The organism is Burkholderia sp. 22313 (assembly GCF_052045245.1).
GTDB lineage: Bacteria > Pseudomonadota > Gammaproteobacteria > Burkholderiales > Burkholderiaceae > Burkholderia.
The window spans coordinates 22,276-46,029 of sequence record NZ_JBQEON010000046.1 but is presented as its reverse complement, the minus strand read 5'-3'; the positions used below and the strand labels follow the sequence as shown (position 1 = coordinate 46,029).

23 protein-coding genes are annotated in these 23,754 nt (G+C 64.4%); 11 read left to right on the top strand and 12 right to left on the bottom strand.

Annotated features, from left to right (window positions below; genetic code table 11):
• Nucleotides 1-36: 36 nt before the first annotated feature.
• Both ACTJKF_RS28370 and ACTJKF_RS28365 read right to left on the bottom strand, forming a co-directional pair.
• A protein-coding gene (locus ACTJKF_RS28370; protein ID WP_440623306.1) for an IS3 family transposase occupies nt 37-1,259 on the bottom strand; the annotation gives its coding sequence in 2 pieces (ribosomal slippage) (nt 37-891 and nt 894-1,259; 1,221 coding nt in all).
• Nucleotides 1,260-1,371: 112 nt separating this feature from the next.
• Nucleotides 1,372-1,575, bottom strand: a complete 204-nt coding sequence (locus ACTJKF_RS28365; RefSeq protein ID WP_006477070.1) for a cold-shock protein — start codon at nt 1,573-1,575, stop codon at nt 1,372-1,374.
• Nucleotides 1,576-1,995: 420 nt separating this feature from the next.
• Between ACTJKF_RS28365 and ACTJKF_RS28360 the strand changes: the two genes are divergently transcribed.
• Nucleotides 1,996-3,594 (top strand): APC family permease, encoded by a 1,599-nt coding sequence (locus ACTJKF_RS28360; protein ID WP_440628110.1) that lies wholly within the window; start codon nt 1,996-1,998, stop codon nt 3,592-3,594.
• A 112-nt stretch (nt 3,595-3,706) separates the two neighbouring features.
• Here the strand turns inward: ACTJKF_RS28360 and ACTJKF_RS28355 are convergent, their stop codons facing one another.
• The 7 genes from ACTJKF_RS28355 to ACTJKF_RS28325 all read right to left on the bottom strand — a co-directional run bounded on the left by ACTJKF_RS28355 (nt 3,707) and on the right by ACTJKF_RS28325 (nt 9,821).
• Nucleotides 3,707-4,498 carry a DODA-type extradiol aromatic ring-opening family dioxygenase gene (locus ACTJKF_RS28355; protein WP_440628108.1) on the bottom strand — a complete coding sequence of 264 codons (792 nt, stop codon included), beginning with the start codon at nt 4,496-4,498 and terminating at the stop codon, nt 3,707-3,709.
• Between the two features lie 223 nt (nt 4,499-4,721).
• Nucleotides 4,722-5,318 carry a UbiX family flavin prenyltransferase gene (locus ACTJKF_RS28350; protein ID WP_440628106.1) on the bottom strand — a complete coding sequence of 199 codons (597 nt, stop codon included), beginning with the start codon at nt 5,316-5,318 and terminating at the stop codon, nt 4,722-4,724.
• A 12-nt stretch (nt 5,319-5,330) separates the two neighbouring features.
• On the bottom strand, nt 5,331-5,642 hold the full coding sequence (grxD, locus tag ACTJKF_RS28345) for a Grx4 family monothiol glutaredoxin (protein WP_006477066.1): 312 nt from the start codon (nt 5,640-5,642) through the stop codon (nt 5,331-5,333).
• 67 nt (nt 5,643-5,709) lie between these two features.
• Entirely contained in the window at nt 5,710-6,552 is an 843-nt protein-coding gene (gene prmC / locus ACTJKF_RS28340) for a peptide chain release factor N(5)-glutamine methyltransferase (protein ID WP_440628104.1), read from the bottom strand.
• 7 nt (nt 6,553-6,559) lie between these two features.
• Nucleotides 6,560-7,642, bottom strand: a complete 1,083-nt coding sequence (gene prfA, locus ACTJKF_RS28335; RefSeq protein WP_440628103.1) for a peptide chain release factor 1 — start codon at nt 7,640-7,642, stop codon at nt 6,560-6,562.
• 92 nt (nt 7,643-7,734) lie between these two features.
• Complete coding sequence (gene hemA / locus ACTJKF_RS28330; protein WP_440628101.1) at nt 7,735-9,033, bottom strand: glutamyl-tRNA reductase; 1,299 nt, start codon at nt 9,031-9,033, stop codon at nt 7,735-7,737.
• Nucleotides 9,034-9,059: 26 nt separating this feature from the next.
• The gene (locus ACTJKF_RS28325; protein WP_440628099.1) at nt 9,060-9,821 is read right to left on the bottom strand and encodes a response regulator transcription factor; all 762 of its coding nucleotides are present in this window, start codon (nt 9,819-9,821) and stop codon (nt 9,060-9,062) included.
• A gap of 171 nt (nt 9,822-9,992) precedes the next feature.
• On the opposite strand from ACTJKF_RS28325, the gene ACTJKF_RS28320 reads away from it, so the two are divergent.
• The 6 genes from ACTJKF_RS28320 to ACTJKF_RS28295 are packed head-to-tail and all read left to right on the top strand — an operon-like array spanning nt 9,993 to nt 14,994.
• Nucleotides 9,993-10,247 (top strand): hypothetical protein, encoded by a 255-nt coding sequence (locus ACTJKF_RS28320; protein WP_006759431.1) that lies wholly within the window; start codon nt 9,993-9,995, stop codon nt 10,245-10,247.
• Nucleotides 10,248-10,265: 18 nt separating this feature from the next.
• On the top strand, nt 10,266-12,080 hold the full coding sequence (locus ACTJKF_RS28315; protein WP_440628096.1) for an aminopeptidase P family protein: 1,815 nt from the start codon (nt 10,266-10,268) through the stop codon (nt 12,078-12,080).
• A 28-nt stretch (nt 12,081-12,108) separates the two neighbouring features.
• Nucleotides 12,109-13,140 carry a ParA family protein gene (locus ACTJKF_RS28310; RefSeq protein WP_440628094.1) on the top strand — a complete coding sequence of 344 codons (1,032 nt, stop codon included), beginning with the start codon at nt 12,109-12,111 and terminating at the stop codon, nt 13,138-13,140.
• Between the two features lie 23 nt (nt 13,141-13,163).
• Nucleotides 13,164-13,811, top strand: coding sequence for a hypothetical protein (locus ACTJKF_RS28305; protein WP_440628092.1), 648 nt, complete (start codon nt 13,164-13,166; stop codon nt 13,809-13,811).
• A gap of 11 nt (nt 13,812-13,822) precedes the next feature.
• A complete protein-coding gene (locus ACTJKF_RS28300) occupies nt 13,823-14,374 on the top strand; it encodes a cysteine hydrolase family protein (protein ID WP_440628111.1) in 552 nt (183 codons plus the stop codon).
• Nucleotides 14,371-14,994, top strand: a complete 624-nt coding sequence (locus tag ACTJKF_RS28295) for an HAD family hydrolase (protein WP_440628090.1) — start codon at nt 14,371-14,373, stop codon at nt 14,992-14,994. Before ACTJKF_RS28300 ends, ACTJKF_RS28295 begins: the two co-directional genes overlap by 4 nt.
• Nucleotides 14,995-15,142: 148 nt before the next feature.
• Here ACTJKF_RS28295 and ettA read toward each other — a convergent pair whose 3' ends face one another.
• The 3 genes from ettA to gcvA all read right to left on the bottom strand — a co-directional run bounded on the left by ettA (nt 15,143) and on the right by gcvA (nt 18,329).
• The gene (gene ettA / locus ACTJKF_RS28290) at nt 15,143-16,810 is read right to left on the bottom strand and encodes an energy-dependent translational throttle protein EttA (protein WP_098549884.1); all 1,668 of its coding nucleotides are present in this window, start codon (nt 16,808-16,810) and stop codon (nt 15,143-15,145) included.
• A 186-nt stretch (nt 16,811-16,996) separates the two neighbouring features.
• The gene (locus tag ACTJKF_RS28285; RefSeq protein WP_440628088.1) at nt 16,997-17,305 is read right to left on the bottom strand and encodes a DUF3761 domain-containing protein; all 309 of its coding nucleotides are present in this window, start codon (nt 17,303-17,305) and stop codon (nt 16,997-16,999) included.
• A gap of 106 nt (nt 17,306-17,411) precedes the next feature.
• Complete coding sequence (gene gcvA, locus ACTJKF_RS28280; protein WP_440628086.1) at nt 17,412-18,329, bottom strand: transcriptional regulator GcvA; 918 nt, start codon at nt 18,327-18,329, stop codon at nt 17,412-17,414.
• Nucleotides 18,330-18,521: 192 nt separating this feature from the next.
• Between gcvA and ACTJKF_RS28275 the strand changes: the two genes are divergently transcribed.
• The 4 genes from ACTJKF_RS28275 (at nt 18,522) to ACTJKF_RS28260 (ending at nt 23,732) form a co-directional block, all read left to right on the top strand.
• Nucleotides 18,522-19,784, top strand: a complete 1,263-nt coding sequence (locus ACTJKF_RS28275; RefSeq protein WP_440628084.1) for an MFS transporter — start codon at nt 18,522-18,524, stop codon at nt 19,782-19,784.
• Nucleotides 19,785-19,888: 104 nt separating this feature from the next.
• Complete coding sequence (locus ACTJKF_RS28270) at nt 19,889-20,233, top strand: MmcQ/YjbR family DNA-binding protein (protein ID WP_440628082.1); 345 nt, start codon at nt 19,889-19,891, stop codon at nt 20,231-20,233.
• A gap of 468 nt (nt 20,234-20,701) precedes the next feature.
• Complete coding sequence (gene gabP, locus ACTJKF_RS28265) at nt 20,702-22,093, top strand: GABA permease (protein ID WP_440628080.1); 1,392 nt, start codon at nt 20,702-20,704, stop codon at nt 22,091-22,093.
• Nucleotides 22,094-22,406: 313 nt separating this feature from the next.
• Entirely contained in the window at nt 22,407-23,732 is a 1,326-nt protein-coding gene (locus tag ACTJKF_RS28260) for an IS4 family transposase (RefSeq protein WP_440628078.1), read from the top strand.
• Nucleotides 23,733-23,754 lie beyond the last annotated feature (22 nt).

Below are 23,754 nucleotides of genomic sequence, written 5' to 3'. Positions count from 1 at the left end.
TGTCAAGTCCTGGAATAGGTTGACAGTATCCAAGCGCTAAAACGCCCGATGCACCGCATCGGGCGTTTTGTATTTCAGGGCGGCATGTGGCCGCTCCTGGTTGTAGATGCGCACTGACTGCTCGACCATCTTGACGGCCTGAGCAAGGTCGGCGGGACGTTGCAACAAGAACTCGCCCTTAAGGATGCCGTTGATTCGCTCGGCCAGCGCGTTCTGATAGCAGTCGTAGCCGTCCGTCATCGAGCAGCGCAGGCCGTGGCGCCGGTGGATGTCCTGATAGTAGGTCGAGCAGTACTGCACCCCGCGATCGGAGTGATGGATCAATGGCTGGCGGCTCTGGCGCCTGCGCAACGCCTTCTTCAACGCCTGGCTAACCTGTTCGGTCTGCAGGCTGTCGTGAACGTGATGTCCAACGATCTTGCGCGAGTACGCATCCGTGACCAGGCTCAGATACACAAACCGACCCGCTGTGGGTAGGTACGTGATGTCGGCTACCCACACCTGCTCGGGGCCGCTCGGCACGATTTGATCCGGCCCGGGTTTCAGTAGATTCGGATGGCGCCGGAAGTGATGGTGGCTTTGCGTTGTCTTGTGATACGCCCGATGCGGCACGACCAGCAGTCGCGCGGCGCGCAGCACATCGAACAGCCCATCTCGCCCCAGCTTGATGCCGCGCTCGACCAACGCCGGCCCAAGCAGGTGATGCAGTTTGCGTGCCCCAAGCCTAGGCTGGCGCAGTCGCACGTCGCGCACCAATGCCGTCACGGTCTCGGCTTGCGAGCAGCGGCGCGCCTCGCTGCGACATCGCTTGTAATACGCTTGGCGACTGATGCCCATGTAGCGGCAGGCTCGCTCGACGCTCAGCTTTTCGATCCGCTTTTGCGCAACGACCTGCCCGAAGGCTTTTTTACGGTGATCCCGTAGTCCTTGCGCATCACGTCGAGCACGGCCTCGAACAGCGCCGCTTTCTCCTGCGCCTCGCGCAACTGCGTCTCCAACTCCTTGATGCGCTGCTCCGGTGTGAGTGGCTTTGAGTCTGGCTTTGGCATGGTGCAACCCGATCGCGCACGGCCGGATGGATCGGCCCAATCCTGCAAGCCGTGCTTACGTAACCATACCAGTACGGTCGAGCGTCCCTGGATGCCGTAGCGCTGCTGCGCCTCTTTGTACGTCAGTTCGCCTTTTTCGACCTGCGCCACCACCGACAGTTTAAAAGCCAGGCTGTAGTCCCGCTGCGTCCGCTTGTTCCCTTGCTCCACTTGGCACCTCTTCGCTTCGGCGAAAAAGTGTCAACCTATTCTAGGACGGGTCACGGAAAACAAAAAAGCCCCGCCGAAGCGGGGCTTTTTTACACGAATAATCGCGCCGAACTTAGACCGGACGGATGTTCGCAGCTTGCAGACCCTTCGGGCCCGTCTTCACTTCGAATTCAACCTTCTGGTTTTCTTGCAGCGTCTTGAAGCCTTCGACGCGGATTTCCGAGAAGTGCGCGAACAGATCGTCGCCGCCGCCTTCCGGGGTGATGAAGCCGAAGCCCTTTGCGTCATTGAACCACTTGACGGTACCGGTTGCCATGTTACTTGTTCCTAAAAAGATAAAACGGGGCCGAGGCCCATGGGTGCGGAAAATCAAGGAAGGGGGTAATAGGACCAACCGGAGTACCGTTGATGGGCGAACTACGAAAGAACCAATTCACTCGCCGCTTGAAATCCTGCACCGTTGTTTATACGGCTTATCGGTCCCGCGGTCAACCGGATTTCCATTCACTCAGGGTTATTGCGGAGTTCAGGTTTACAAAGCTTGCAAACCGCGCGAATTTTTTGTAGGGGCCGAACGATTTTGGCGCCAACTTCCAGGTGCAACCGTTAAACTACGCGCCGCGTGGACGGGTTGCCCTGATCGGGTGCGCCGTTCCCCCAAAATTGCATGCGCGGTGCTGTCCGAGCCGATCCCGGACAGGCGGCCGACCATGCTTTTTGAGACACAGGAGAGGATGTGAAGAGTTCTATTCAACGGAACATCGGCCCGTTTGCATTGATGCTGACGGGGCTGGGTTCGATTATCGGCTCGGGCTGGCTGTTCGGCGCCTGGAAGGCCGCGAAGATCGCCGGTCCGGCAGCGATTTGTGCATGGATCATCGGTGCGGTCGTGATTCTCGCGATTGCGCTGACGTATGCGGAACTGGGTGCGATGTTCCCCGAGTCCGGCGGCATGGTGCGCTATGCACGCTACTCGCACGGTTCGCTGGTGGGCTTCATCAGCGCTTGGGCGAACTGGATCGCGATCGTGTCGGTGATTCCGATCGAAGCGGAAGCGTCGATCCAGTACATGAGCACGTGGCCGTATCCGTGGGCGCACGCGTTGTTCGTGAACGGCGAGTTGCAGACCCTCGGCCTGCTGCTGTCGGCGGTGCTGGTCGTCATCTACTTCATGCTGAACTACTGGGGCGTCAAGGCCTTCGCGCGTGCGAACACCGCGATCACGATCTTCAAGTTCCTGATCCCCGGCCTCACGATCCTCGGCCTGATGCTGACGAGCTTCCACTCGGAGAACCTCGGCGTCGCGTCGAACGCGAGCTTCGCGCCGTACGGCTGGTCGGCCGTGCTGACCGCGGTCGCGACGAGCGGCATCGTGTTCGCGTTCAACGGCTTCCAGAGCCCGGTGAACCTGGCCGGTGAAGCGCGCAATCCGTCGCGCAGCGTGCCGTTCGCGGTGATCACGTCGATCCTGCTCGCACTCGTGATCTACGTGCTGCTGCAGATGGCGTACATCGGCTCGGTGAATCCGCTCGACGTCGCACAAGGCTGGTCGCACTTCAACTTCAAGTCGCCGTTCGCCGAACTGGCGATCGCACTGAACCTGAACTGGCTCGCGATCCTGCTGTACGTCGACGCGTTCATCAGCCCGAGCGGCACCGGTACGACCTACATGGCGACGACCACCCGCATGATCTACGCGATGGAGCGCAACAACACGATGCCGAAGATGTTCGGCAACGTGCACCCGATCTACGGCGTGCCGCGTCAGGCGATGTGGTTCAACCTGCTCGTGTCGTTCGTGTTCCTGTTCTTCTTCCGCGGCTGGAGTTCGCTCGCGGCGGTGATCTCGGTCGCGACGGTGATCTCGTACCTGACCGGCCCGATCAGCCTGATGGCGCTGCGCCGCGCGGCGACCGACATCGAGCGTCCGTTGTCGATCCCGTTCATGAAGCTGATTGCACCGTTCGCGTTCGTCTGCGCGTCGCTGATCCTGTACTGGGCGAAGTGGCCGCTGACGGGCGAGATCATCCTGCTGATGATCGTCGCGCTGCCGGTGTACTTCTTCTTCCAGGCCAAGGCCGGCTGGACCGGCTGGGGCGCCGACCTGAAGGCCGCATGGTGGCTGGTCGCGTACCTGCCGACGATGGCCATCCTGTCGCTGATCGGCAGCAAGGAATTCGGCGGTCACGGCGTGCTGCCGTACGGCTGGGACATGCTGGTCGTCGCGGCGATCGCGCTGGTGTTCTACTTCTGGGGCGTGAACACGGGCTACCGGACCAAGTATCTCGACGAGCGCGAGTCGCACGACGAGATCCTCGAAGGGGTCGGTGTCTGACGCCTGACCTGCCGCCGGGATCGGCTGCGGCAGGAAGCGTTAAAAAAACCCGCCCGAGCGATGCTCGGGCGGGTTTTTTGTTGGTGGGGCCGTCCCTGGCCAGGCGCGCGATTCAGGCGGCCGCGCTCGCGAACACGTAGTTCGTCATCGCGAGCACGCGTTGATACGTGCCGAGCGACTGGATGCCGAGCCGATAGTCGTCGTCGGCCGCGCCGAGCGCGGTGAACACCGGCAGCAGGTGTTCGTCGGTCGGATGCATCAGCGCCGCGTGCGGCGCCTGGTGGCGATAGTCGAGCAGTGCGTCGACGTCGCGCGCGGCGAGCTTCGCCTCGAACCAGTCGGTGAATTCCGCGACGCGCGGATCCGCATCTTCGGGCGCCGCGCCGAAATCGGCCGCGCGCAGGTTGTGCGTGATCTGGCCGGAGCCGATCACCATCACGCCCTCGTCGCGCAGCGGCCGCAGCGCGCGGCCCAGCGCGAAGTGATGGGCGGCGTCCGCGCGCGGCTGGATCGACAACTGCGCGACCGGCACGTCAGCCTCCGGGAACATCAGCAGCATCGGTACCCACGCGCCATGGTCGAGACCATGCTCGGTCGTCGCGGTGGCGATGCCGGCCGCGTTCAGCAGCGCGGCCGCCCGCTCGGCGACATCGGGCGCGCCCGGCGCCGGATAGCGGATGTCGTACAACGCCTGCGGGAAGCCGTGGAAGTCGTGGATCGTTTCCGGCTGCGCGGCCACGCTCGCGACCGGCCGCTGCGTGCCCCAATGCGCGGACAGCATCAGCACCGCGCGCGGGCGCGGCAATTCGGCGCCGAGGTGCGTGAACGCGCCGGACGGCAGCGTCGGGTCGATCGGCAGGGTCGGTGCGCCGTGGGACAGGTACAGCGAGGGCAAGCGGTTCATGGTGGGGAGCCTGCAAAAAGGGGATTGGATAAGACTATAGGCGCACACCGCACATTGATAAATCGGCCTGATGGAATTTGATTGAATCGCGCCTGTTGATAATTAGGCCGATTCCAGGCGTGAGGCGCCACTGGGCTTGAAGTCGCCAGATCGAGCCGGCAGGCGGCTGAATCGACGAAGATGCGTGAAGAACGGGGCGGTGCGCCGAGTCGAGTCGGGCGACTTACTGCGCCGGCCGGATGCCGGCCCATGGCGTCGTCATCGGCGCGCTGAGCGCGAACAGGTCGAGCACGCGCGTGACGGTCTGGTCGACCAGTTCCTCGATTGTCTTCGGCATTGCGTAGAACGCGGGCAGCGGCGGAAACACGATGCCGCCCATTTCGGTCACGGCGGTCATGTTGCGCAGATGTGCGAGATTGAACGGCGTTTCGCGCACCATCAGCACGAGACGCCGGCGTTCCTTCAGCGTGACGTCGGCCGCGCGCGTGATCAGGTTGTCCGACAGCCCGTGCGCGACGCTCGCGAGCGTCTTCATCGAGCACGGTGCGATCACCATCCCGTCGGTCGCGAACGAACCGGACGCGATCGTCGCGCCGACATCGCGCACCGAATGCACGACATCCGCCCGGTTTTCGACCTCGGCCTTCGACAGCTTGAGTTCATGCTGGATATTGAGCCAGCCGGCGTTCGAAACCAGCAGATGCGTTTCGACGCCGCCGGCGGCGCGCAGCAGTTCGAGCAGCCGCACACCGTAGACCGCGCCGGTGGCACCGGTGATCGCGACGATCAGCCGGCGTGGCGGCGCGCTGGGAGATGCCATCGGGAAACGGCGTTACGCGGCGGCGAACAGTTGCTGCAGTTCGCCCGACTGGTACATCTCCATCATGATGTCCGACCCGCCGATGAATTCACCCTTCACGTACAGCTGCGGAATGGTCGGCCAGTTCGAGAATGCCTTGATGCCCTGACGGATTTCGTCGTCCTCGAGCACGTTGACCGTCTTGAACTGGTCGACGCCGCAGGCTTTCAGCACCTGCACGGCGCGGCCCGAGAAGCCGCACATCGGGAATTGCGCGTTGCCCTTCATGAAGAGCACGACCTGGTTTTCGTCGACGATTTGCTTGATACGTTGTTGGGTGTCCATGTCTGACCTTGCGTTTGCGGGGCGTTAGAACGAAATGATAGCGGATTTCAACCGTGCGGGCCGGCCATCAGCCGGGTACGCGGCCGCCCGTCGTGCGTTCGATCGCGGCGAGATCGGCGAGCGATTCGATCGCGACGAAGCCGCGTGCGGCGAGCAATGCGCGGACGGCTTCGGCCTGGTCGTAGCCGTGCTCGATCCAGAGCGTGCCGCCCGGTTTCAGATAGGCGCCGGCGCCCGCGACGATCGTGCGGATCGCGCTGAGGCCGTCGGCATCGTCGGTGAGCGCACCGCGCGGCTCGAAACGCAGGTCGCCCTGGGCGAGGTGCGGATCGTGCCGCGCGATGTACGGCGGGTTGCTGACGATCGTGTCGAACGCGAGCACCGGATCGAGCGCGGCGTACCAGTCGCTCTGCAGCCAGTGCAGCGGGCCGCCGGGGCGACGTGCGTCGAGTAGTTTGTGAGCATTGCGCTGCGCGACGTCGAGCGCGGCCGGCGAACGGTCGAGCGCCCATACCCGGGCATCGGGCCGTTCGGCGGCGATCGACACGGCGATCGCGCCGCTGCCGGTGCCGAGATCCAGCACGGCCGGATGCGGCCGCCCGTCGATCGCGTCGAGCGCGGCTTCGACGAGCAGTTCGGTTTCGGGGCGCGGGATCAGCACGTCGGGCGTCACGTCGAACGGCCGGCCGAAGAATTCGCGCATCCCGACGAGTTGCGCGACCGGTTCGCCGGCCGCGCGGCGTGCTTCGAGCGCGCGGTAGCGTGCGATCGCGGCCGGCTCGAGCGGGGTGTCGCCGCGCGTGATCAACTGGGTGCGGGTCCAGCCGAGCGCGTACGCGAGCAGCACGCGGGCGTCGACCGTGTCGAGTGGCGACGCGCGCAGCAGTTCGTCGGCGGTGGTGTCGGGCATCGCGGCCTCAGTCGGTGTCGCCGAGCGACGCGAGCAGCTCGGCCTGATGCTCGGTCACGAGCGCGCCGATCAGCTCGTCGAGATCGCCGTCCATCAGCGCCTCAAGCCGGTAGAGCGTCAGGTTGATCCGGTGGTCGGTCATCCGGCCCTGCGGGAAGTTGTACGTGCGAATCCGTTCCGAGCGGTCGCCCGAGCCGATCAGGCTCTTGCGCGTCGCCGCTTCCTTCGCGTGCTGTTCGTGATACTGCTTGTCCTTGATGCGCGCGGCGAGCACCTTCAGCGCGCGATCCTTGTTCTTGTGCTGCGAGCGGTCGTCCTGGCACTCGACGACGATCCCGGTCGGGATGTGCGTGACGCGCACCGCCGAATCGGTCTTGTTGATGTGCTGGCCGCCCGCGCCGGACGCGCGGAACGTGTCGATCCGCAGGTCGGCCGGATTGATCTCGACCTCGCCGATCTCGTCGGCTTCCGGCATCACCGCGACCGTGCACGCGGACGTGTGGATGCGCCCCTGCGTCTCGGTCGCCGGCACGCGCTGCACGCGATGGCCACCCGATTCGAATTTCAGGCGCGAGTACGCGCCCTGGCCCGCGATCCGTACGATCACTTCCTTGTAGCCGCCGAGATCCGATGCGCTTTCCGACATCATCTCGACCTGCCAGCGCTGACGTTCCGCGAAGCGCAGGTACATGCGCAGCAGGTCGCCGGCAAACAGCGCCGATTCGTCGCCGCCAGTGCCCGCGCGGATTTCGAGGAAGATGTTGCGGTCGTCGTTCGGATCCTTCGGCAGCAGCATCTTCTGCAATTCGCCTTCGAGGCGGCCCATGCGTTCGCGCGCGCTGCGGATCTCGTCTTCGGCGAAATCGCGCATCGACGCATCGGCGAGCAGTTCCTGCGCGGCCGTTTCGTCGTTGCGCGCCTGGCGCCACAGCGCGTACTGCTCGACGACCGGGCCGAGTTCCGCGTGTTCGCGCGTCAGCTTGCGGTACTGGTCGAGGTCGGCCGTGACGTTTTCGCGGCTCAGCAGGTCGTTCAGTTCGGCCAGCCGGGTGGACAGCTGGTCGAGCTTGCGTTGCATGCTCGTCTTCATGGTGTGGAGCGGCGCTCCCGGGCAAAGGGTATTCGGAAAGAATAGGCCGGCGGCAGGCGACAACGGGCCGGCGGCAGGGCAATCGGCCGGCGCTAGTGGCCGGACGGGTCGTTCGAGCGCGGCGCGTGCTGATAGAAGCCGCGCATCAGGTCGATCAGCGAATCGCGATCGGCGCCGTTCACGCGGTTGAGCGCGCTCGTCGGGCCGTGGATCAGCTTGTTGGTGAGCGCCTGCGACAGCGCTTCGAGAACGGCGGCCGGATCGTCACCGCGTGCGAGCAGCCTTTGTGCCTTCTCGACTTCCGCGCGGCGCAGCGCGTCGGCCTGCGTATGCATGTGACGGATCACCGGCACGACGCTGCGCGTGTCGAGCCATTGCATGAAATTCTGCACGCGCGTCTCGATGATCGTTTCGGCCTGCGCGACCGCGGCCTGGCGCGACGCGTTGCCTTCGCGCACGATCGCGCCGAGATCGTCGACGGTGTAGAGGAACACGTCCTTCAGCTTGCCGACTTCGGGCTCGATGTCGCGCGGCACCGCGAGGTCGACCATGAAGATCGGCCGATGGCGGCGCGCCTTCACCGCGCGCTCGACCGCGCCGAGGCCGATGATCGGCAGCGTCGACGCCGTGCACGACACGATGATGTCGAATTCGTGCATGCGGGCCGGCAGGTCCGATAGCGGCATCGCGCGGCCATTGAAGCGTTCGGCGAGCCGCTGGCCGCGCTCGGCCGTGCGATTCGCGATGACCAGCTCGCGCGGGCTCTGCGCGGCGAAGTGCGTTGCGCACAGCTCGATCATCTCGCCGGCGCCGATGAACAGCACGCGCTGATCCGACACCCTTTCGAAGATGCGCTGCGCGAGGCGGACCGCGGCGGCGGCCATCGACACCGACTGCGTGCCGATCTCGGTGGTGCCGCGCACTTCCTTCGCGACGGCGAACGTGCGCTGGAACAGCTGGTTCAGATAGGTGCCGAGCGCGCCGGCTTCCGTCGCGGTGCGCACCGCGTCCTTCATCTGGCCCAGAATCTGGGTTTCGCCGAGCACCATCGAATCGAGGCCCGACGCGACGCGGAATGCGTGCCTAACCGCTTCCGACTGAGGCAGCGCGTAGACGTGCGGTGCGAGTTCGTCGACCGGAATCCGGTGGTACTCCGACAACCAGCGAAGCGCGCCTTCGCGCGCGGCCCGATCGTCGGTCGCGCAATAGAGCTCGGTGCGGTTGCAGGTCGACAGGATGGCCGCTTCGGGCGCATTGGGTGCCTGGGGGCCGAGGAACACATTCTTGAAGGTGACGAGAGCCGGCTTGATTTGCTCGAGCGGAAACGCCACGCGTTCGCGCAGGGCGACAGGCGCAGTGTGGTGGTTGATTCCGATCGTGAGGAGTTGCATATCGAGGGCTATCGTTTAGCCCCATATTATAGCGTTTCAGCGATTTCCTCACTCGCGGCATACCGGGCATCAGCGTGGCGTGGCCTCGAATTTGGGGGCTCGATCGGCACGCGGTCGAGCTGATAGCCGTAGCCGTAGAGCGGCAGGAGCCGGTAGCCGCGCTCCGGGAGCAGCAGCAGCTTGCTGCGCAGCCGGGACGCATGGGTGTCGAGCGTGCGCGACTTCATGTCGCGGCGGCGGGCCCAGACCGTTTCGAGGATATGCGCGCGGGACACGGGCCGGGACAGGTTCGCGAACAGCAGCTGCGCGAAGCGGAATTCCTTCGGCGTGAGCGCGACGATCGCGTCGCCGAAGCGCACGAGGCTGTGGGTCGCGTCGAATGCGTATTCTCCATACATTTCGCGCGAGCGAGTCGGGGGCCGCCGGACGCCGGCGCGGCGGCTCAGTGCATTGACCCGTGCGAGCAGTTCGGGCCCGCTCACCGGGCGCACGAGGCAATCGTCGGCACCCGCGTGCAGGCACGACACGACTTCGCTTTCGCGCGGCAGTTGCATCACGGCGATGGCCGGCAACCCGGGCAGGATTGCCTGCGCGCGCGGAATGACTTCCTCGGCCGGCTGGTCGCCGGCCCAGCTGCCGATGATCAGCATGTCGCAGGTATCGGTGGCGAGCCACTCGAAGAACGCCGCACTGGACGGAAACGCGTGGCACACATGACCGCCGGCGAAGAGCAGGTGGTTCAGGAGCGCGGCATGACGCGCCTCCGGATCGATCAGAGCGATTCGCATGAGAATTTCTTCAATACGGCTGCCGGTGCGCGCTTGCCATAACCTCGAGTCGGCCCCTACACTCGAATGTTCGCGGCGCCCGGCTGGTCTCGGGTTCGATGGATGAATCGATGCTAGCCGCTGGCAACGTTCACGCCTATGGGACGAATCTGAATTTATAGAAGGCGTCGAATGAACTGGTTTGGAATCCTTGTCCTGGGAGCGGCCGTCGGGCTGTTCGGCCGGTGGCTGCATCCGATGCGGCGCACGGGCCGGCCGGCATGGTGGATCGTGGTGCTGGTCGGCATCGCAGGCGCCGCCGCCGCGCGCATGGCCGGCAACCTCTCTGGACTGTTTTACGACGGCGAGACGCTCGAATGGCCGGTCTGCACCGGTGTCGCGTTCCTCGCCGTAGCCGTGACGGTCGCCCTGTCGGCCCGTCGCTGAAAGCTCTCAGGTGAAATCATGAATGCCCGTCTCCCCGAAGTCTCGTCGGTGCCGGCCCGCCTCGCGCTGCTGCGCGGCGCGATGGTCCGCGAGGACCTGGCCGCCTATCTCGTGCCGTCCGCCGATCCTCACCTGTCCGAGTACCTCCCCGAACGCTGGCAGGCGCGCCGCTGGCTGTCCGGTTTCACCGGCTCGGTCGGCACGCTGGTCGTGACCGCGGAGTTCGCGGGCCTGTGGGTCGACAGCCGTTACTGGGTGCAGGCCGAGGCCGAACTCGCCGGCACGGGTGTCCAGCTGATGAAGATGACGGGCGGGCAGCAGAGCGCGCCGCACGTCGACTGGCTCGCGCAGAACGTGCCGGCCGGTGCGACGGTCGGTGTCGACGGCGCCGTGCTCGGCGTCGCGGCGGCTCGCGTGCTGACGGCCGCGCTGAGCGCGCGCGGCATTGCGCTGCGCACCGATCTCGACCTGCTCGATGCGATCTGGCCGGAACGGCCGGGGCTGCCGGGCGATGCGGTGTTCGAACACGTGGCGCCTCAGGCCGACACGACGCGCGCAAGCAAGCTCGCCGACGTGCGCCGCGCGATGCTCGCGCAGGGCGCGCAATGGCATTTCGTGTCGACGCTCGACGATCTCGCGTGGCTGTTCAACCTGCGCGGCGCCGACGTCAACTTCAACCCCGTATTCGTCGCGCACGCGATGATCGGCGCCGATCATGCGACGCTGTTCGTCGCCGACGGCAAGGTGTCGCCGGCGCTGGCCGCGGCGCTTGCGCGGGACGGCGTCGAGGTCCGTGCCTACGACGCCGCGCGCGCGTCGCTCGCGGCGCTGCCCGACGGCGCGACGCTGCTGATCGATCCGCGCCGCGTGACGTTCGGCACGCTCGAGGCCGTGCCGGCCGGCGTGAAGCTGATCGAGGCCGTCAACCCGTCGACGTTCGCGAAGTCACGAAAGACGTCCGCCGAAATCGAGCACGTGCGCGTGACGATGGAGCACGACGGCGCCGCGCTCGCCGAATTCTTCGCGTGGTTCGAACAGGCGGTGAACCGCGAGACGATCACCGAGCTGACAATCGACGAGAAACTCACCGCCGCGCGCGCACGACGCCCCGGCTATGTGTCGCGCAGCTTCGCGACGATCGCGGGCTTCAACGCGAATGGCGCGATGCCGCACTACCGCGCGACGCCCGAGTCGCACGCGACGATCGCCGGCGACGGCCTGCTGCTCGTCGATTCGGGCGGCCAGTACACGACCGGCACGACCGATATCACGCGCGTCGTGCCGGTCGGCACGGTCAGCGACCTGCAGCGCCGCGATTTCACGATCGTGCTGAAGTCGATGATGGCGCTGTCGCGCGCACGCTTTCCGCGCGGCATCCGCTCGCCGATGCTCGATGCGATCGCGCGCGCGCCGATGTGGGCGGCCGGGCTCGACTACGGCCACGGCACCGGCCACGGCGTCGGTTATTTCCTCAACGTGCACGAAGGCCCGCAGGTCATCTCGCACTACGCGCCAGCCGAGCCATACACGGCGATGGAGGAGGGGATGATCACGTCGATCGAGCCAGGCGTGTACCGGGCCGGCAAATGGGGCATCCGGATCGAGAACCTGGTCGTGAATCGCGCGGGCGGGCAGACCGAGTTCGGCGACTTCCTTGCGTTCGAGACGCTGACGCTGTGCCCGATCGACACGCGCTGCGTGCTGATCGAGATGCTGCACGAAGAAGAGCGTGCGTGGCTGAACGCGTATCACGCGACCGTGCGCGAGCGCGTCGGCCGGCATGTCAGCGGCGATGCGAAGGCGTGGCTCGACGCACGCACGCAGCCAGTTTGACTAGAATTTATGAAAAGGCGAGGGCGCTTTGGCTATTAAAGTTTTTGCTCTTTATAATAATAAGGGCGGTGTATCAAAGACGACGACGGTTTTTAATTTGGCGGCTTTTTTGAGCAAAAAGGGGAGGAAGACGCTCATAATTGATGCTGATTCTCAGTCTAACGCAACCGAATTATTCTTTGCGTCGGACGAGGGTTTTTGGGATAGCGCATCGGAAACATTACCGGGTGATTCGATTTACGATGCATTAAAGCCGCGGTTGGAGGGTAACGCGTCTCGAGTTGATGTCTCGAAAGTTGACTTGGTCAGGAATGCTCGTTACGAAAATCTATATCTGCTTCGAGGCGATTTGGATTTTGGTGCGCATGGTGAGGCTTATTTTAGTTCGGCTGTTGAGCAGGCTATTACAAGTAATATAAATCAAAAAAACACGTATCTTTGCATTAGGCGATTGGTTCGGGATTTGATTGAGTTTCACGATTTTGATCATGTGGTTTTCGATCTCGGGCCTAGCACGGGGGCTATATCTAGATTGTCGCTCCTGGCGTGTGAGGGATATTTTGTTCCGGTCACGACAGATCGTTTTTCAGCCTTGGCCGTAAAATCTCTACCGGTTGTTCTCGAAAATTGGTTTAGGCATGATCGGCTAGTTTTGTCAACTATGGAGCCGTATGGCCTCGAGAGTGATTATCAGATACCGGTTTTTTGTGGGGCAATTAGTCAGCAGTTTCAGATGCATCGCGGGCGGATGAAGAAGTCATTCGAAAGATGGTCGGATAGAATCAAGAAGCAACTAATGGCCGGGTTTTTGGATAATCTTGATTTGCCAAAAAGTTCGTATATAAAGAAGGACCCGATTGTGGCTCAAGTAGAAAATCTCGGCCCATTGGCCCCGGTTTCTCAGCTGCTCGGCAAGGCAATTTTTGATATTACTCAAGAAGATACTCGTCACGCTTCGATGAATGGTCAGGTATTTTATGGGGCGGTATTTGAGCCCTGGGCTGACAAAATTGAGCGATATGAGGGGCAGATGAAGAAGCTTGCGAGGGCTCTTGAGTGAACAATTATAGATATTACGCGTTCTTGGATCTGCTTGGTTATAAGGAGCTTATTGGTCAGGATCTTTTGAGTCGATCGACGCGGTTAAAGGATCGATTGACTAGTTCTTTTTCCGCGTTGAGTGATATTAATGAAACAGATGTGAAATACACCGCCATTTCTGATTCTGTGTTCGTGTGTCTGCTGAATGGTGGGCTGGGCTTTCTTTATTTTGCGGATGTGCTGCGTCGATTGCAACTTGCTTTTTTGAAGAATGGATTGCTTATACGTGGAGGGGTCGCCTTCGATGAGCATTTTGAAAATGGCAAGGTGACGTATAGTCCTGCATTGGTTAGCGCGTATGATGTCGAGAGCAGAAGAGCCTTTTTCCCTCGCATATTGTTGCATCAGGCGGTTGTCGAGAAGCTGAGAAATGAGGGCTTGTTCGATCAATGTATCGCCACTGGGAGAATTATTCGACATGCGGGGTCGTATCAAATTCATTTTGTGAGTGATGATAATTGGCTTTCGTGTTTTGATAATGCGAAAAATCTTTCTAAAGAGCAATGCGGAATAATAGAGTCGGATCCGCGTGTCTATTCAAAGTATTGGTATTTGCAAGAATATTTGATGCATTGCAAGCCGAGCGGCATTCGCAGAACACGATACCTTCCAGCTTGGGGCGACGCATAGACATGAAAAAGGTGGCAGACACCGCAGTGATCGTGATCGACATGCAGCGCGGGCTGGTGCAGCGGGCGCGGCCCGCGTACCGGCTGGACGACGTCGTGTCGGGGATCAACCGGCTGACCGCGGCGGCGCGCGCGGCGAACGCGCCCGTGTGCTTCGTGCAGCACGACGGCGATGCGGACGACGACATCGTGCCCGGCACGCCCGGCTGGGAACTGCATGAGGAACTGATCGTCGGCCGCGCCGACTGGCGCATCCGCAAGCCGATGAGCGATTCGTTCCACGACACGCCGCTCGCCGCGCAGCTCGACGGCCACGGCATCCGTTCGGTGCTGATCTGCGGCTATGCGACCGAGTTCTGCGTCGATTCGGCCGCCCGTCGCGCGGCCTTGCTCGGCTACCGGACGACCGTCGTGTCCGATCTGCACACGACCAACGAGCGCGCACACCTGTCGGCCGCGCAGATCGTCGCGCATCACCACTTCATCTGGGAAAACAATACGCTGTCGGGCAATGCGGTGACGCCGCGTCCGCTTGCCGACGTGCTTGCCACGGAGTTCGCATGACGATCAAGGCGGTGGTGTTCGACTTCGGCGGCGTGCTGATCGACTGGAGCCCCGAGTACCTGTACCGGCAACTGATTCCGGACGACGCCGAGCGTCGCTGGTTCCTCACGCACGTGTGCGCGATGGACTGGGTCGTTCGCCAGGACGGCGGTCAGACGATCGACGAAGGGACGAGCGAGCTCGTCGCGAAGTTTCCGGAGCACGAGGCGCTGATCCGTGCGTTCTACGCGCGCTGGCACGAGATGATCGGCGGCGTGCTCGACGAAGGGGCCGCGCTCGTCGATCGGCTCGACGCGCAGGGGATGCCGCTCTTCGGGCTGACCAACTGGTCCGCGCAGACGTTTCCGTATGCGTGGGACAACTTTCCGGTGCTGCGGCGCTTCAAGGACATCGTCGTGTCGGGCCGCGTGAAGCTCGTGAAACCCGATCCGGCGATCTACCGCGAGATGCATGCGCGGATCGACTCGCACCTGCCGGGCATCGCGCCGCACGAACTCGTGTTCATCGACGACAACGCGAAGAATGCGGCGGCCGCGACGACGCTCGGCTGGCACGGCATCCATCACACGAGCGCGGCGGCGACCGAGGCGCGCTTGCGCGAACTGGGCGCGTTCGCGTAGCCGGCGGCCGGCCGATCGCCGGACGAAAAAAAGCGGGCCATTGACCCGCTGCCATTGACCCGCATTCTTGTGGTTGCCGATCCGGATGCGGCCGCTTGCGGCATCCGGCGCCGCATTGCTGCGGTGCCGGGTGCCCGGGCCGCGCCGCTCAGCGGCTGATCGGCTTGTAGCGCAGGCGCTTCGGCTTCGCGGCTTCCTCGCCGAGGCGCGCACGCTTGTCGGCTTCGTATTCCTGGTAGTTGCCGTCGAAGAACGTGACCTGCGAATCGCCTTCGAACGCGAGGATGTGCGTCGCGATCCGGTCGAGGAACCAGCGATCGTGCGAGATCACCATCACCGAGCCCGCGAATTCGAGCAGCGCGTCTTCCAGCGCGCGCAGCGTTTCGACGTCGAGGTCGTTCGACGGTTCGTCGAGCAGCAGCACGTTGCCGCCGGAGATCAGCGTCTTCGCGAGGTGCAGGCGGCCGCGTTCGCCGCCGGACAGGTTGCCGACGATCTTCTGCTGGTCGCCGCCCTTGAAGTTGAAGCGGCCGATGTACGCACGCGACGGCGTCTCGTACTTGCCGACCGTCAGCACGTCGGCGCCGCCCGAGATTTCCTCGAACACCGTCTTCGTGCCGTCAAGCGCGTCGCGGCTCTGGTCGACGTACGCGAGCTTCACGGTCGGACCCATCACGACTTCGCCCGAATCCGGCTGTTCCTTGCCCGTGAGCATCCGGAACAGCGTCGACTTGCCGGCGCCGTTCGGGCCGATGATGCCGACGATCGCGCCGGCCGGGATCTTCAGGTTCAGGTTGTCGATCAGCAGGCGGTCGCCGAACGCCTTGCTGACGTTCTTGAACTCGATCACTTCATTGCCGAGGCGGTCGCCGACCGGGATGAAGATTTCCTGCGTTTCGTTGCGCTTCTGGTATTCCTGGCTGCTCAGCTCCTCGAAGCGCGCGATACGTGCCTTCGACTTCGCCTGACGGCCCTTCGGGTTCTGGCGCACCCACTCCAGTTCCTTCTTGATGGCCTTCTGGCGCGCCGATTCCGACGCTTCTTCCTGCTTCAGGCGCTCTTCCTTCTGGTCGAGCCAGCTGCTGTAGTTGCCCTTCCACGGAATGCCGTGGCCGCGGTCGAGTTCGAGAATCCACTCGGCCGCGTTGTCGAGGAAGTAGCGATCGTGCGTGACGGCGACGACGGTGCCCGGGAAGCGCACCAGGAACTGCTCGAGCCAGTCGACCGATTCGGCGTCGAGGTGGTTGGTCGGTTCGTCGAGCAGCAGCATGTCCGGCTTCTCGAGCAGCAGCTTGCACAGCGCGACGCGGCGCTTTTCGCCGCCCGACAGGTGTTCGATCTTCGCGTCCCACGCCGGCAGGCGCAGCGCGTCGGCGGCCACTTCGAGCTGTTGCTCGGGGCTGCCGCCGTCGCTCGACGCGAGGATCGCTTCGTATTTCGCCTGCTCGGCCGCGAGCGCGTCGAAGTCGGCGTCCGGCTCGGCATAGGCCGCGTAGATCTCTTCAAGCTTCTTGTTCGCCTGGAACAGGTCGCCGAGCCCTTCCTCGACGGCTTCACGCACCGTCTTCGTCGGGTCGAGTTGCGGTTCCTGCGGCAGGTAGCCGATGTTCAGGTTCGGCATCGGCGTCGCTTCGCCTTCGATGTCCTTGTCGACGCCCGCCATGATGCGGATCAGCGTCGACTTGCCCGAGCCGTTCAGGCCGAGCACGCCGATCTTCGCGCCGGGAAAGAACGACAGCGAGATGTCCTTCAGGATCTGGCGCTTGGGCGGCACGATCTTGCCGACCCGGTTCATCGTGAAAACGTATTGGGCCATTTGGTGTGAAAGTCAGAAGTGGTTGAGACTGCCGCGCAGCGCTGCGGCGTGCGTGGCGTCGGGTGATTCGGTACGGAGCGTGCCGCGCACGGCGCGGCGGTGTCGCCGCGGGTTGGCGGCGCGAGCGCGTATTGTACTTCGCCACCGTGCCGCCGGCGCCGCGCAGGCCATTCGGCCGACCCGCGCTCACAGCCACGCGGCGACGCCGCCGTGCCCCGAGCAGGTGCCGCGCCGATGGCGGCTGAAGCTGTACGTGCCGTCGCGGCAGCGCGCGCTCGCGCCGTCCGGCACGCGGCCCGATTTCGAATGGGCCGGTGCATGGACGAGGTCGCCGTCGCGATTGCGGTAGGTGTCATGCCGGTCGAGGTCGGCTTCGCTGCCGTACCCGGGCGACGCGCGATACGCGTGCGCCGGCGGCGGCAGGGCCGCGCACGCGGCGAACAGCACGGCCGACAGGGTCGCGATGCGCGTCGCGCGGCGGAGCAGGGTTGGCATGGTCTCTCTCCGGATGTCGTTATCTGCCGTCGAGGGCGGGCCGACGGTCCGCGCATGTTAGCCGATCGGCTGCGTAGCGTCGTCGCCGCCTGGCGGTGCCGCTACGCTATGCCGCGCCGGTCATCGATGCCGCGCCGTCGGCTTGCGCGGCATCGAGGATCCACCGTCGGAACGCGGCGACTTTCGGGCGCTCCGCATGATGCGGCGGATAGACGAGGTAGTACGCGAAATCGTCGAGCCACGCGACGTCGGCAAGCTGCACGAGCCGGCCGCTCGCGAGTTCGTCGCGCACCATCGCCGCCGGCAGCAGGCCGGCGCCCTGGCCGGCGAGGATCGCCTGCAGCAACAGGCCGGAATCGTCGAACGCGGGGCCGCGCGGCGCGCCGAAATCGTCGATTCGCTGCGCGTCGAACCAGATGTGCCAGCCCTTGCGCTCGGCGTCGTGCAGATGCGGCCATCCGGCCAGGTCGGCGGGCGTGGCCGGCATGCCGAGCCGGGCGACGAGCGACGGCGCCGCGAGCGCGACGATCTCCACCGTCAGCAGCCGTTCGCTGCACAGGCCGATGTAACGGCCCAGGCCGTGACGGATCGCGACGTCGACGCCATCGCGCGTGAAATCCGAGAGTGCGTGGCTCGCGGCGATCTGCAGATCGACGTCCGGGCACGCGTCGCGGAATTGCGCGAGGCGCGGCACGAGCCACGCGGACGCGAAAAACGGCGTGACGCTTACCGTCAGCACGCCGCTGTCGGCGGCACCCGACACGCGCTGCGACGCATCGGCGATCTGCCGGAACGCGTTGCGCACGGGCGGCAGGTAGTCGCGGCCCGCGGCGGTCAGCAGGATGCCGCGGTTCACGCGCTCGAACAGCCGCACGCCGAGGTGGGTTTCGAGCGTGCGGATCATCTGGCTGACCGCGCCGGGCGTGACCGACAATTCCTCCGCCGCGGATTTCACCGACAGGTGGCGGGCGGCCGCCTCGAATGCGCGCAACGCGTTGAGCGGGGGCAGACGGGAGCGAATCATTGAGTTTTTCTAAAGCGAAAGGCTGACGAAATATCGTTTGAGACGATGGGTAGGCGCGAGTACCGTTGTTGCATTGGATCGTGTCGCCGTGGCCGGGATTCGCGCCGTCGATGCGATCAACATAGTTCAACTATATCCATGAGGCAATCCGGACACCGCGCGGTGTTCGGTGAATCTGAGAGGAGCATCGTCATGAACCGCCTGCGCGCATCGCGCGTCTTCTACGGCTGGTATGTGGTGGCGGCCGCGTTCGCCGTCACCTTCGTCGGATTCGGCGGCGCGTATACGTTCAGCGCGTTCGTCGAATCGCTGCAGCGGGAGTTCGCCGCGTCGCGCGGGCAGATCTCGCTCGTATTCTCGCTCGCCGGCTTCCTGTATTTCGGCTTCGGCATCGTCAGCGGCCCGCTTGCCGATCGCTTCGGTTCGCGGCGGCTCGCCGTCGCCGGCATGCTGTTGACGGCGGCCGGCCTCGCGGCAGCCGGTGCCGCGCATACGCTGCTGCAGGTCTATGTCGCGTACGGGTTCGGTGTCGGCCTCGGCGTCGGCTGCGCGTATGTGCCGGCCGTCGGTGCCGTGCAGCGCTGGTTCGTGCGGCGGCGCGGCTTCGCGTCGGGGCTCGCGGTCGCCGGGATCGGTGTCGGCACGCTCGTGATGCCGCCGCTCGCGTCCGCGCTGATCGCGCATGTTGGCTGGCGCGGCGCGTATCTCACGCTCGCGGCGATCTCGGTCGTGGTGGGCGCGGGCATGTCGCTGCTGATCGAAAACGACCCGCGCGGGCGCGGCTTGTTGCCCGACGGCGATGCGGCGCGTGAGTCGTCGGGCGACGCGCTGCCCGGTGGCGCCTCATCGGTGCCGGCCGGCGCGGGCGTGCGCGAGGCCGTGACGTCGCGGCCGTTCGCGAGCCTCTACGCGGCGTGCCTCGTGTGCTCGTTCGGGGTGTTCGTGCCGTTCGTGCATCTCGTGCCGTATGCGCTCGATCATGGCGTCGCGCCGTCGACGGCCGTGCTGCTGCTCGGCGCGATCGGCGTCGGCAGCACGGCAGGGCGCTTCTTCCTCGGTGGCCTGGCCGATCGTTTCGGCCGCCGCGCATCGCTGCTCGCGATGTTCGCGGGCATGGCCGTCACGCTCGTCGCCTGGGCCGGCGCCGGTACCGTCGTCACGCTCGCCGCGTTCGCACTCGGGTTCGGCGTGTTCTACGGTGGCTGGGTCGCCGTGCTGCCCGCCGTCGTGATGGACTACTTCGGCGGCCGCAACGTGAGCGCGATCATCGGTGTGCTCTACACGAGCGTCGCGTTCGGCACGCTGATCGGGCCGGCCGCGGCCGGCTTCATCTACGACGCGGGCGGTGGCTATCTCGTACCGATCCTGGCCAGCGCGGCCGCGAATGCCATCGCGTTCGCGATCGTTGCCACGACAGGGCGGGCGCCGGTGGCGGCGCGTGTGGCCGGCCGCTAGACGCGCGTCGCCATGCGCCAGGGCCGCGTGCCATCCGGCTAGGCGCGATCCACGATTTCCGCTACGGTGTCCGGGCGTCGATCATCGACGAACGGAGGCGCATCGTGACATTCGACGAAGTCCGGCAGATCGCGCTGGCCTGGCGGGGTGTCGAGGAGGGCACGTCGTACGGCACGCCCGCACTCAAGGTGAAGGGCAAGCTGCTCGCGCGCCTGCGCGAGGACGGCGACACGCTCGTCGTGAAGGGCGTCGGCTCCGACGAGCGCGCGTGGCTGATCGAATCGGAACCGCACGTGTACTACGTGACCGATCACTATGCGGGCTGGCCGATCGTGCTCGTGCGCCTGTCGGCCGCGCATCCCGACGCCGTCAAAAACCTGCTTCTGCGAGAATGGCACGCGATCGTGCCGGCCAAATGGCGGGGCGAAGGGCCGGCAGGCGCGAACTGAGCGTACGGCGCTGCGTGTGCCGGACCCGCGAACCGCTTCGACGGGACGCGTCCGCCACGATGCCGGGCAGCCTTGCCTCGCGTCGAACGCCCGCTTCGGCGGCGCGCCAGTGAGACGCCAAAGCGGACCACCTGTTGCATCGGTTCGCATCGATGCAACAAGTGGTTCCATCGAAATTCTTCAATTGGTTCTTAGTGAAGAACCGTTTGATGCTTACACTCCTTCGCTTCGAAGGCGGCTGACAGACAGCCGACGGAAAGGGCGCACGCGATGCGCCGGCACCTCGCGCGCCGCATCGCACTCGCAGCTTCGCAGACTGCGTCGCGCACCGACCGGAACAGGCTCGATCCGGCCTCCTGCCCACATGCCGCGTTTGCGTGGCAGGCAACCGGATTCAACAACGACAACTCCCCGCGCCGCCTTCATGCGACACCGGTCGTACCGGAACCGTTTTTTGGAGAGAGACAGATGAGTGGAAGCAACGCAGGCCTCGGCACGGGTCTGAAGCAGCGGCACGTGACGATGATGTCGATTGCCGGCGTCATCGGCGCAGGTTTGTTCGTCGGCTCCGGCCACGCGATCGCGGAAGCCGGCCCGGCTTCGATCCTCGCGTATGCGATCGCGGGCGTGCTGGTCGTGCTGGTGATGCGCATGCTCGGCGAGATGGCCGTCGCGCATCCGGACAGCGGTTCGTTCTCGACCTATGCCGATCGCGCGATCGGCCACTGGGCTGGCTTCACCATCGGTTGGCTGTACTGGTGGTTCTGGGTGCTCGTGATCCCGATCGAGGCGACTGCCGCCGCGACCATTCTCAATGCGTGGTTCCCGAGTATCGCGACCTGGATCTTCGCGCTCGGCATTACGCTGCTGCTGACGATCACCAATCTCTTCTCGGTGAAGAACTACGGCGAATTCGAATTCTGGTTCGCGCTGATCAAGGTGATCGCGATCGTCGTGTTCCTGTGCATCGGCGGTGCGGCGATCGTCGGCATCGTGCCCGCACCCGCCGTATCGGGCGTGTCGAATCTCTTCGCGCACCAGGGCTTCATGCCGAACGGTGCCGGCGCGGTGCTTGCGGCGATGCTGACGACGATGTTCTCGTTCCTCGGCACCGAGATCGTGACGATCGCAGCCGCCGAATCCGACAACCCGCAACGCCAGATCGTGCGCGCGACGAATTCCGTCATCTGGCGCATCACGCTGTTCTATCTCGGCTCGATCCTCGTCGTCGCGGCCATCGTGCCGTGGAACGATCCACTGCTGCCGACGCACGGCTCGTATCAGCGCGCGATGGAGTTGATCGGCGTCCCGAACGCGAAGGCGATCATCGACGTGATCGTGCTCGTATCGGTCGCGAGCTGCCTGAATTCCGCGCTGTACACCGCATCGCGGATGCTGTTCTCGCTGTCCAGGCGCGAGGACGCGCCCGCGTTCCTGCACCGCACCGATTCGACCGGCACGCCGCGTGCGGCCGTGCTGGCATCGACCGCATTCGGCTTCGTGACCGTGATCGCGAACTACCTGATGCCGGAGCAGGTGTTCGGGTTCCTGCTCGCGACGTCGAGGGCGATCGCGCTGCTCGTGTATCTCGTGATCGCGATTTCGCAGCTGCGGATGCGCAAGACGCTCGAAGCAGGCGGCGCCGACCTGACGCTGCGGATGTGGCTGTTCCCGTGGCTGACGTGGGCGGTGATCCTGTTCATCTGCGGCACGTTGACCGCGATGTTCGTCAGCGAGGAGCACCGGATGGAAGTGGGGGCGACCGCCGTGCTTGCTCTGATCGTGCTGTTCGCGTCGTGGCTGAACAAGCGCGGGCGGGATGCGCAGGCGAGTGCGGGGCGGCGGGCTTCGGCGGTGTGATGACGTGAAATGACAGCGTGGCCTCAGGCATGCGTGCTTGCGGCTTGCTGTCAGATGCAACTCCATGAAGAATGGCTCGATCGGTGTTGGCCGATCGGGCCATTTGCTTTTGCGCGATGGGCGGATGGCGTTGCGGAGCGGGGGGCGAGGCGGCGAGGTTGAATGTCCGGGTCGCAGCGATCCGATGCATCGCCGCGCATCAAAAGAAAAAGCCCGCATTCAGCGGTAATGCCGTTCAGTTAAGCAACTGAACGGCATTTTTGTTGGAGCGGGCAGTTGTAAACGCTGCGCGGAGGTGTTAACTTTCGGCGCGATGCTTTCCAGCCACCTGACCTATCTGAGCGCCGCCCAACATCCGAGGCCGGACCTGAGCCGGCTGGCGGAGCATTTGCCCCACGAGTGGGTCGAGCATGCGGTTGAAGCGACGGGAGCCGCGAGCATTCGTCGTCGGCGCCTGCCGGCCGAACACGTGGTTTGGCTGGTGATCGCCTTGGCCATGTACCGGCACTGGTCAATCAATGAGGTGCTCGACAGTCTCGATCTGGCGCTACCCAACGAGCTCGCCCCCTTCGTCAGCAAGAGCGCCGTGGCACAGGCCCGCCAGCGTGTGGGTGAAGCGCCTCTGGCATGGCTGTTCGAACGCACAGCAGGGGCATGGACCACGCAGGACGCGGCACGCCATACCTTCAAGGGTCTTAGTCTGTGGGCAATGGACGGCACCACGCTGCGCACGGCCGACAGCCCGGCCAATCGTGAGCACTTAGGTGCGCAACGCTACGCCAGCGGCAAAGTGGCCAGCTATCCGCAAGTACGAGCGGTGACGCTAACTGCCATCCCGACGCATCTGGTGGCCGATATCAATTTCGGTGCCTATGGCACCAACGAGATGGTGTACGCCCAGGATCTGCTGCCGCAGATACCAGACCATTCACTGACGGTATTCGACAAAGGCTTTCTGGCCGCTCGCATCCTGTGCGGCCTGACGATGAATGGGCACAACCGCCACTTCCTGATTCCGGCCAAATCCCATACCCGATGGGACGTGATCGACGGCACGCCGGGCGATGCGACAGTGCGCATGCGCGTGTCCCCGCAGGCGCGCAAACAATCCCCTGAACTGCCGGAGTTCTGGCTGGCCCGTGCGATTCGTACGATCGATGCATGCGGGCGCGAACGCGTGCTACTGACCTCGCTGGATGATCGCCAACGCTTCAAACCGGCCGATATCGTCGCCTGTTATGGGCGCCGCTGGCAGATCGAAACCAGCTATCGGGAATTAAAGCAATCGATGCTCGGCACGGAGCTGACTTTGCGCAGCCGGACCGTTGAAGGGGTCTATCAGGAGATCTGGGGCGCATTGATCGCCTACAACCTGATTCGCCGCGAAATGGCCACTGCCGCATGGCAAGCGAAACTCGATCCGACCGATATCAGCTTCGTACGAGCGTTCCACGTCTTCCAGCACGAAATGATGTGGGCAGCCGTGACCCCAGCGTTCGGCAAGATACCTGCGTGGCTCGATCGCCTGCACGCTCGCCTTGCGTTCGAGACCGTGGAAAAACAACGGGGGCGTGAATGCCCCCGTGTGGTTAAAGCACGACCCAAGCGTTACGCCGTTCGGCACATCAAAGTCCCTTAACTGAACGGCATTACCGCATTCA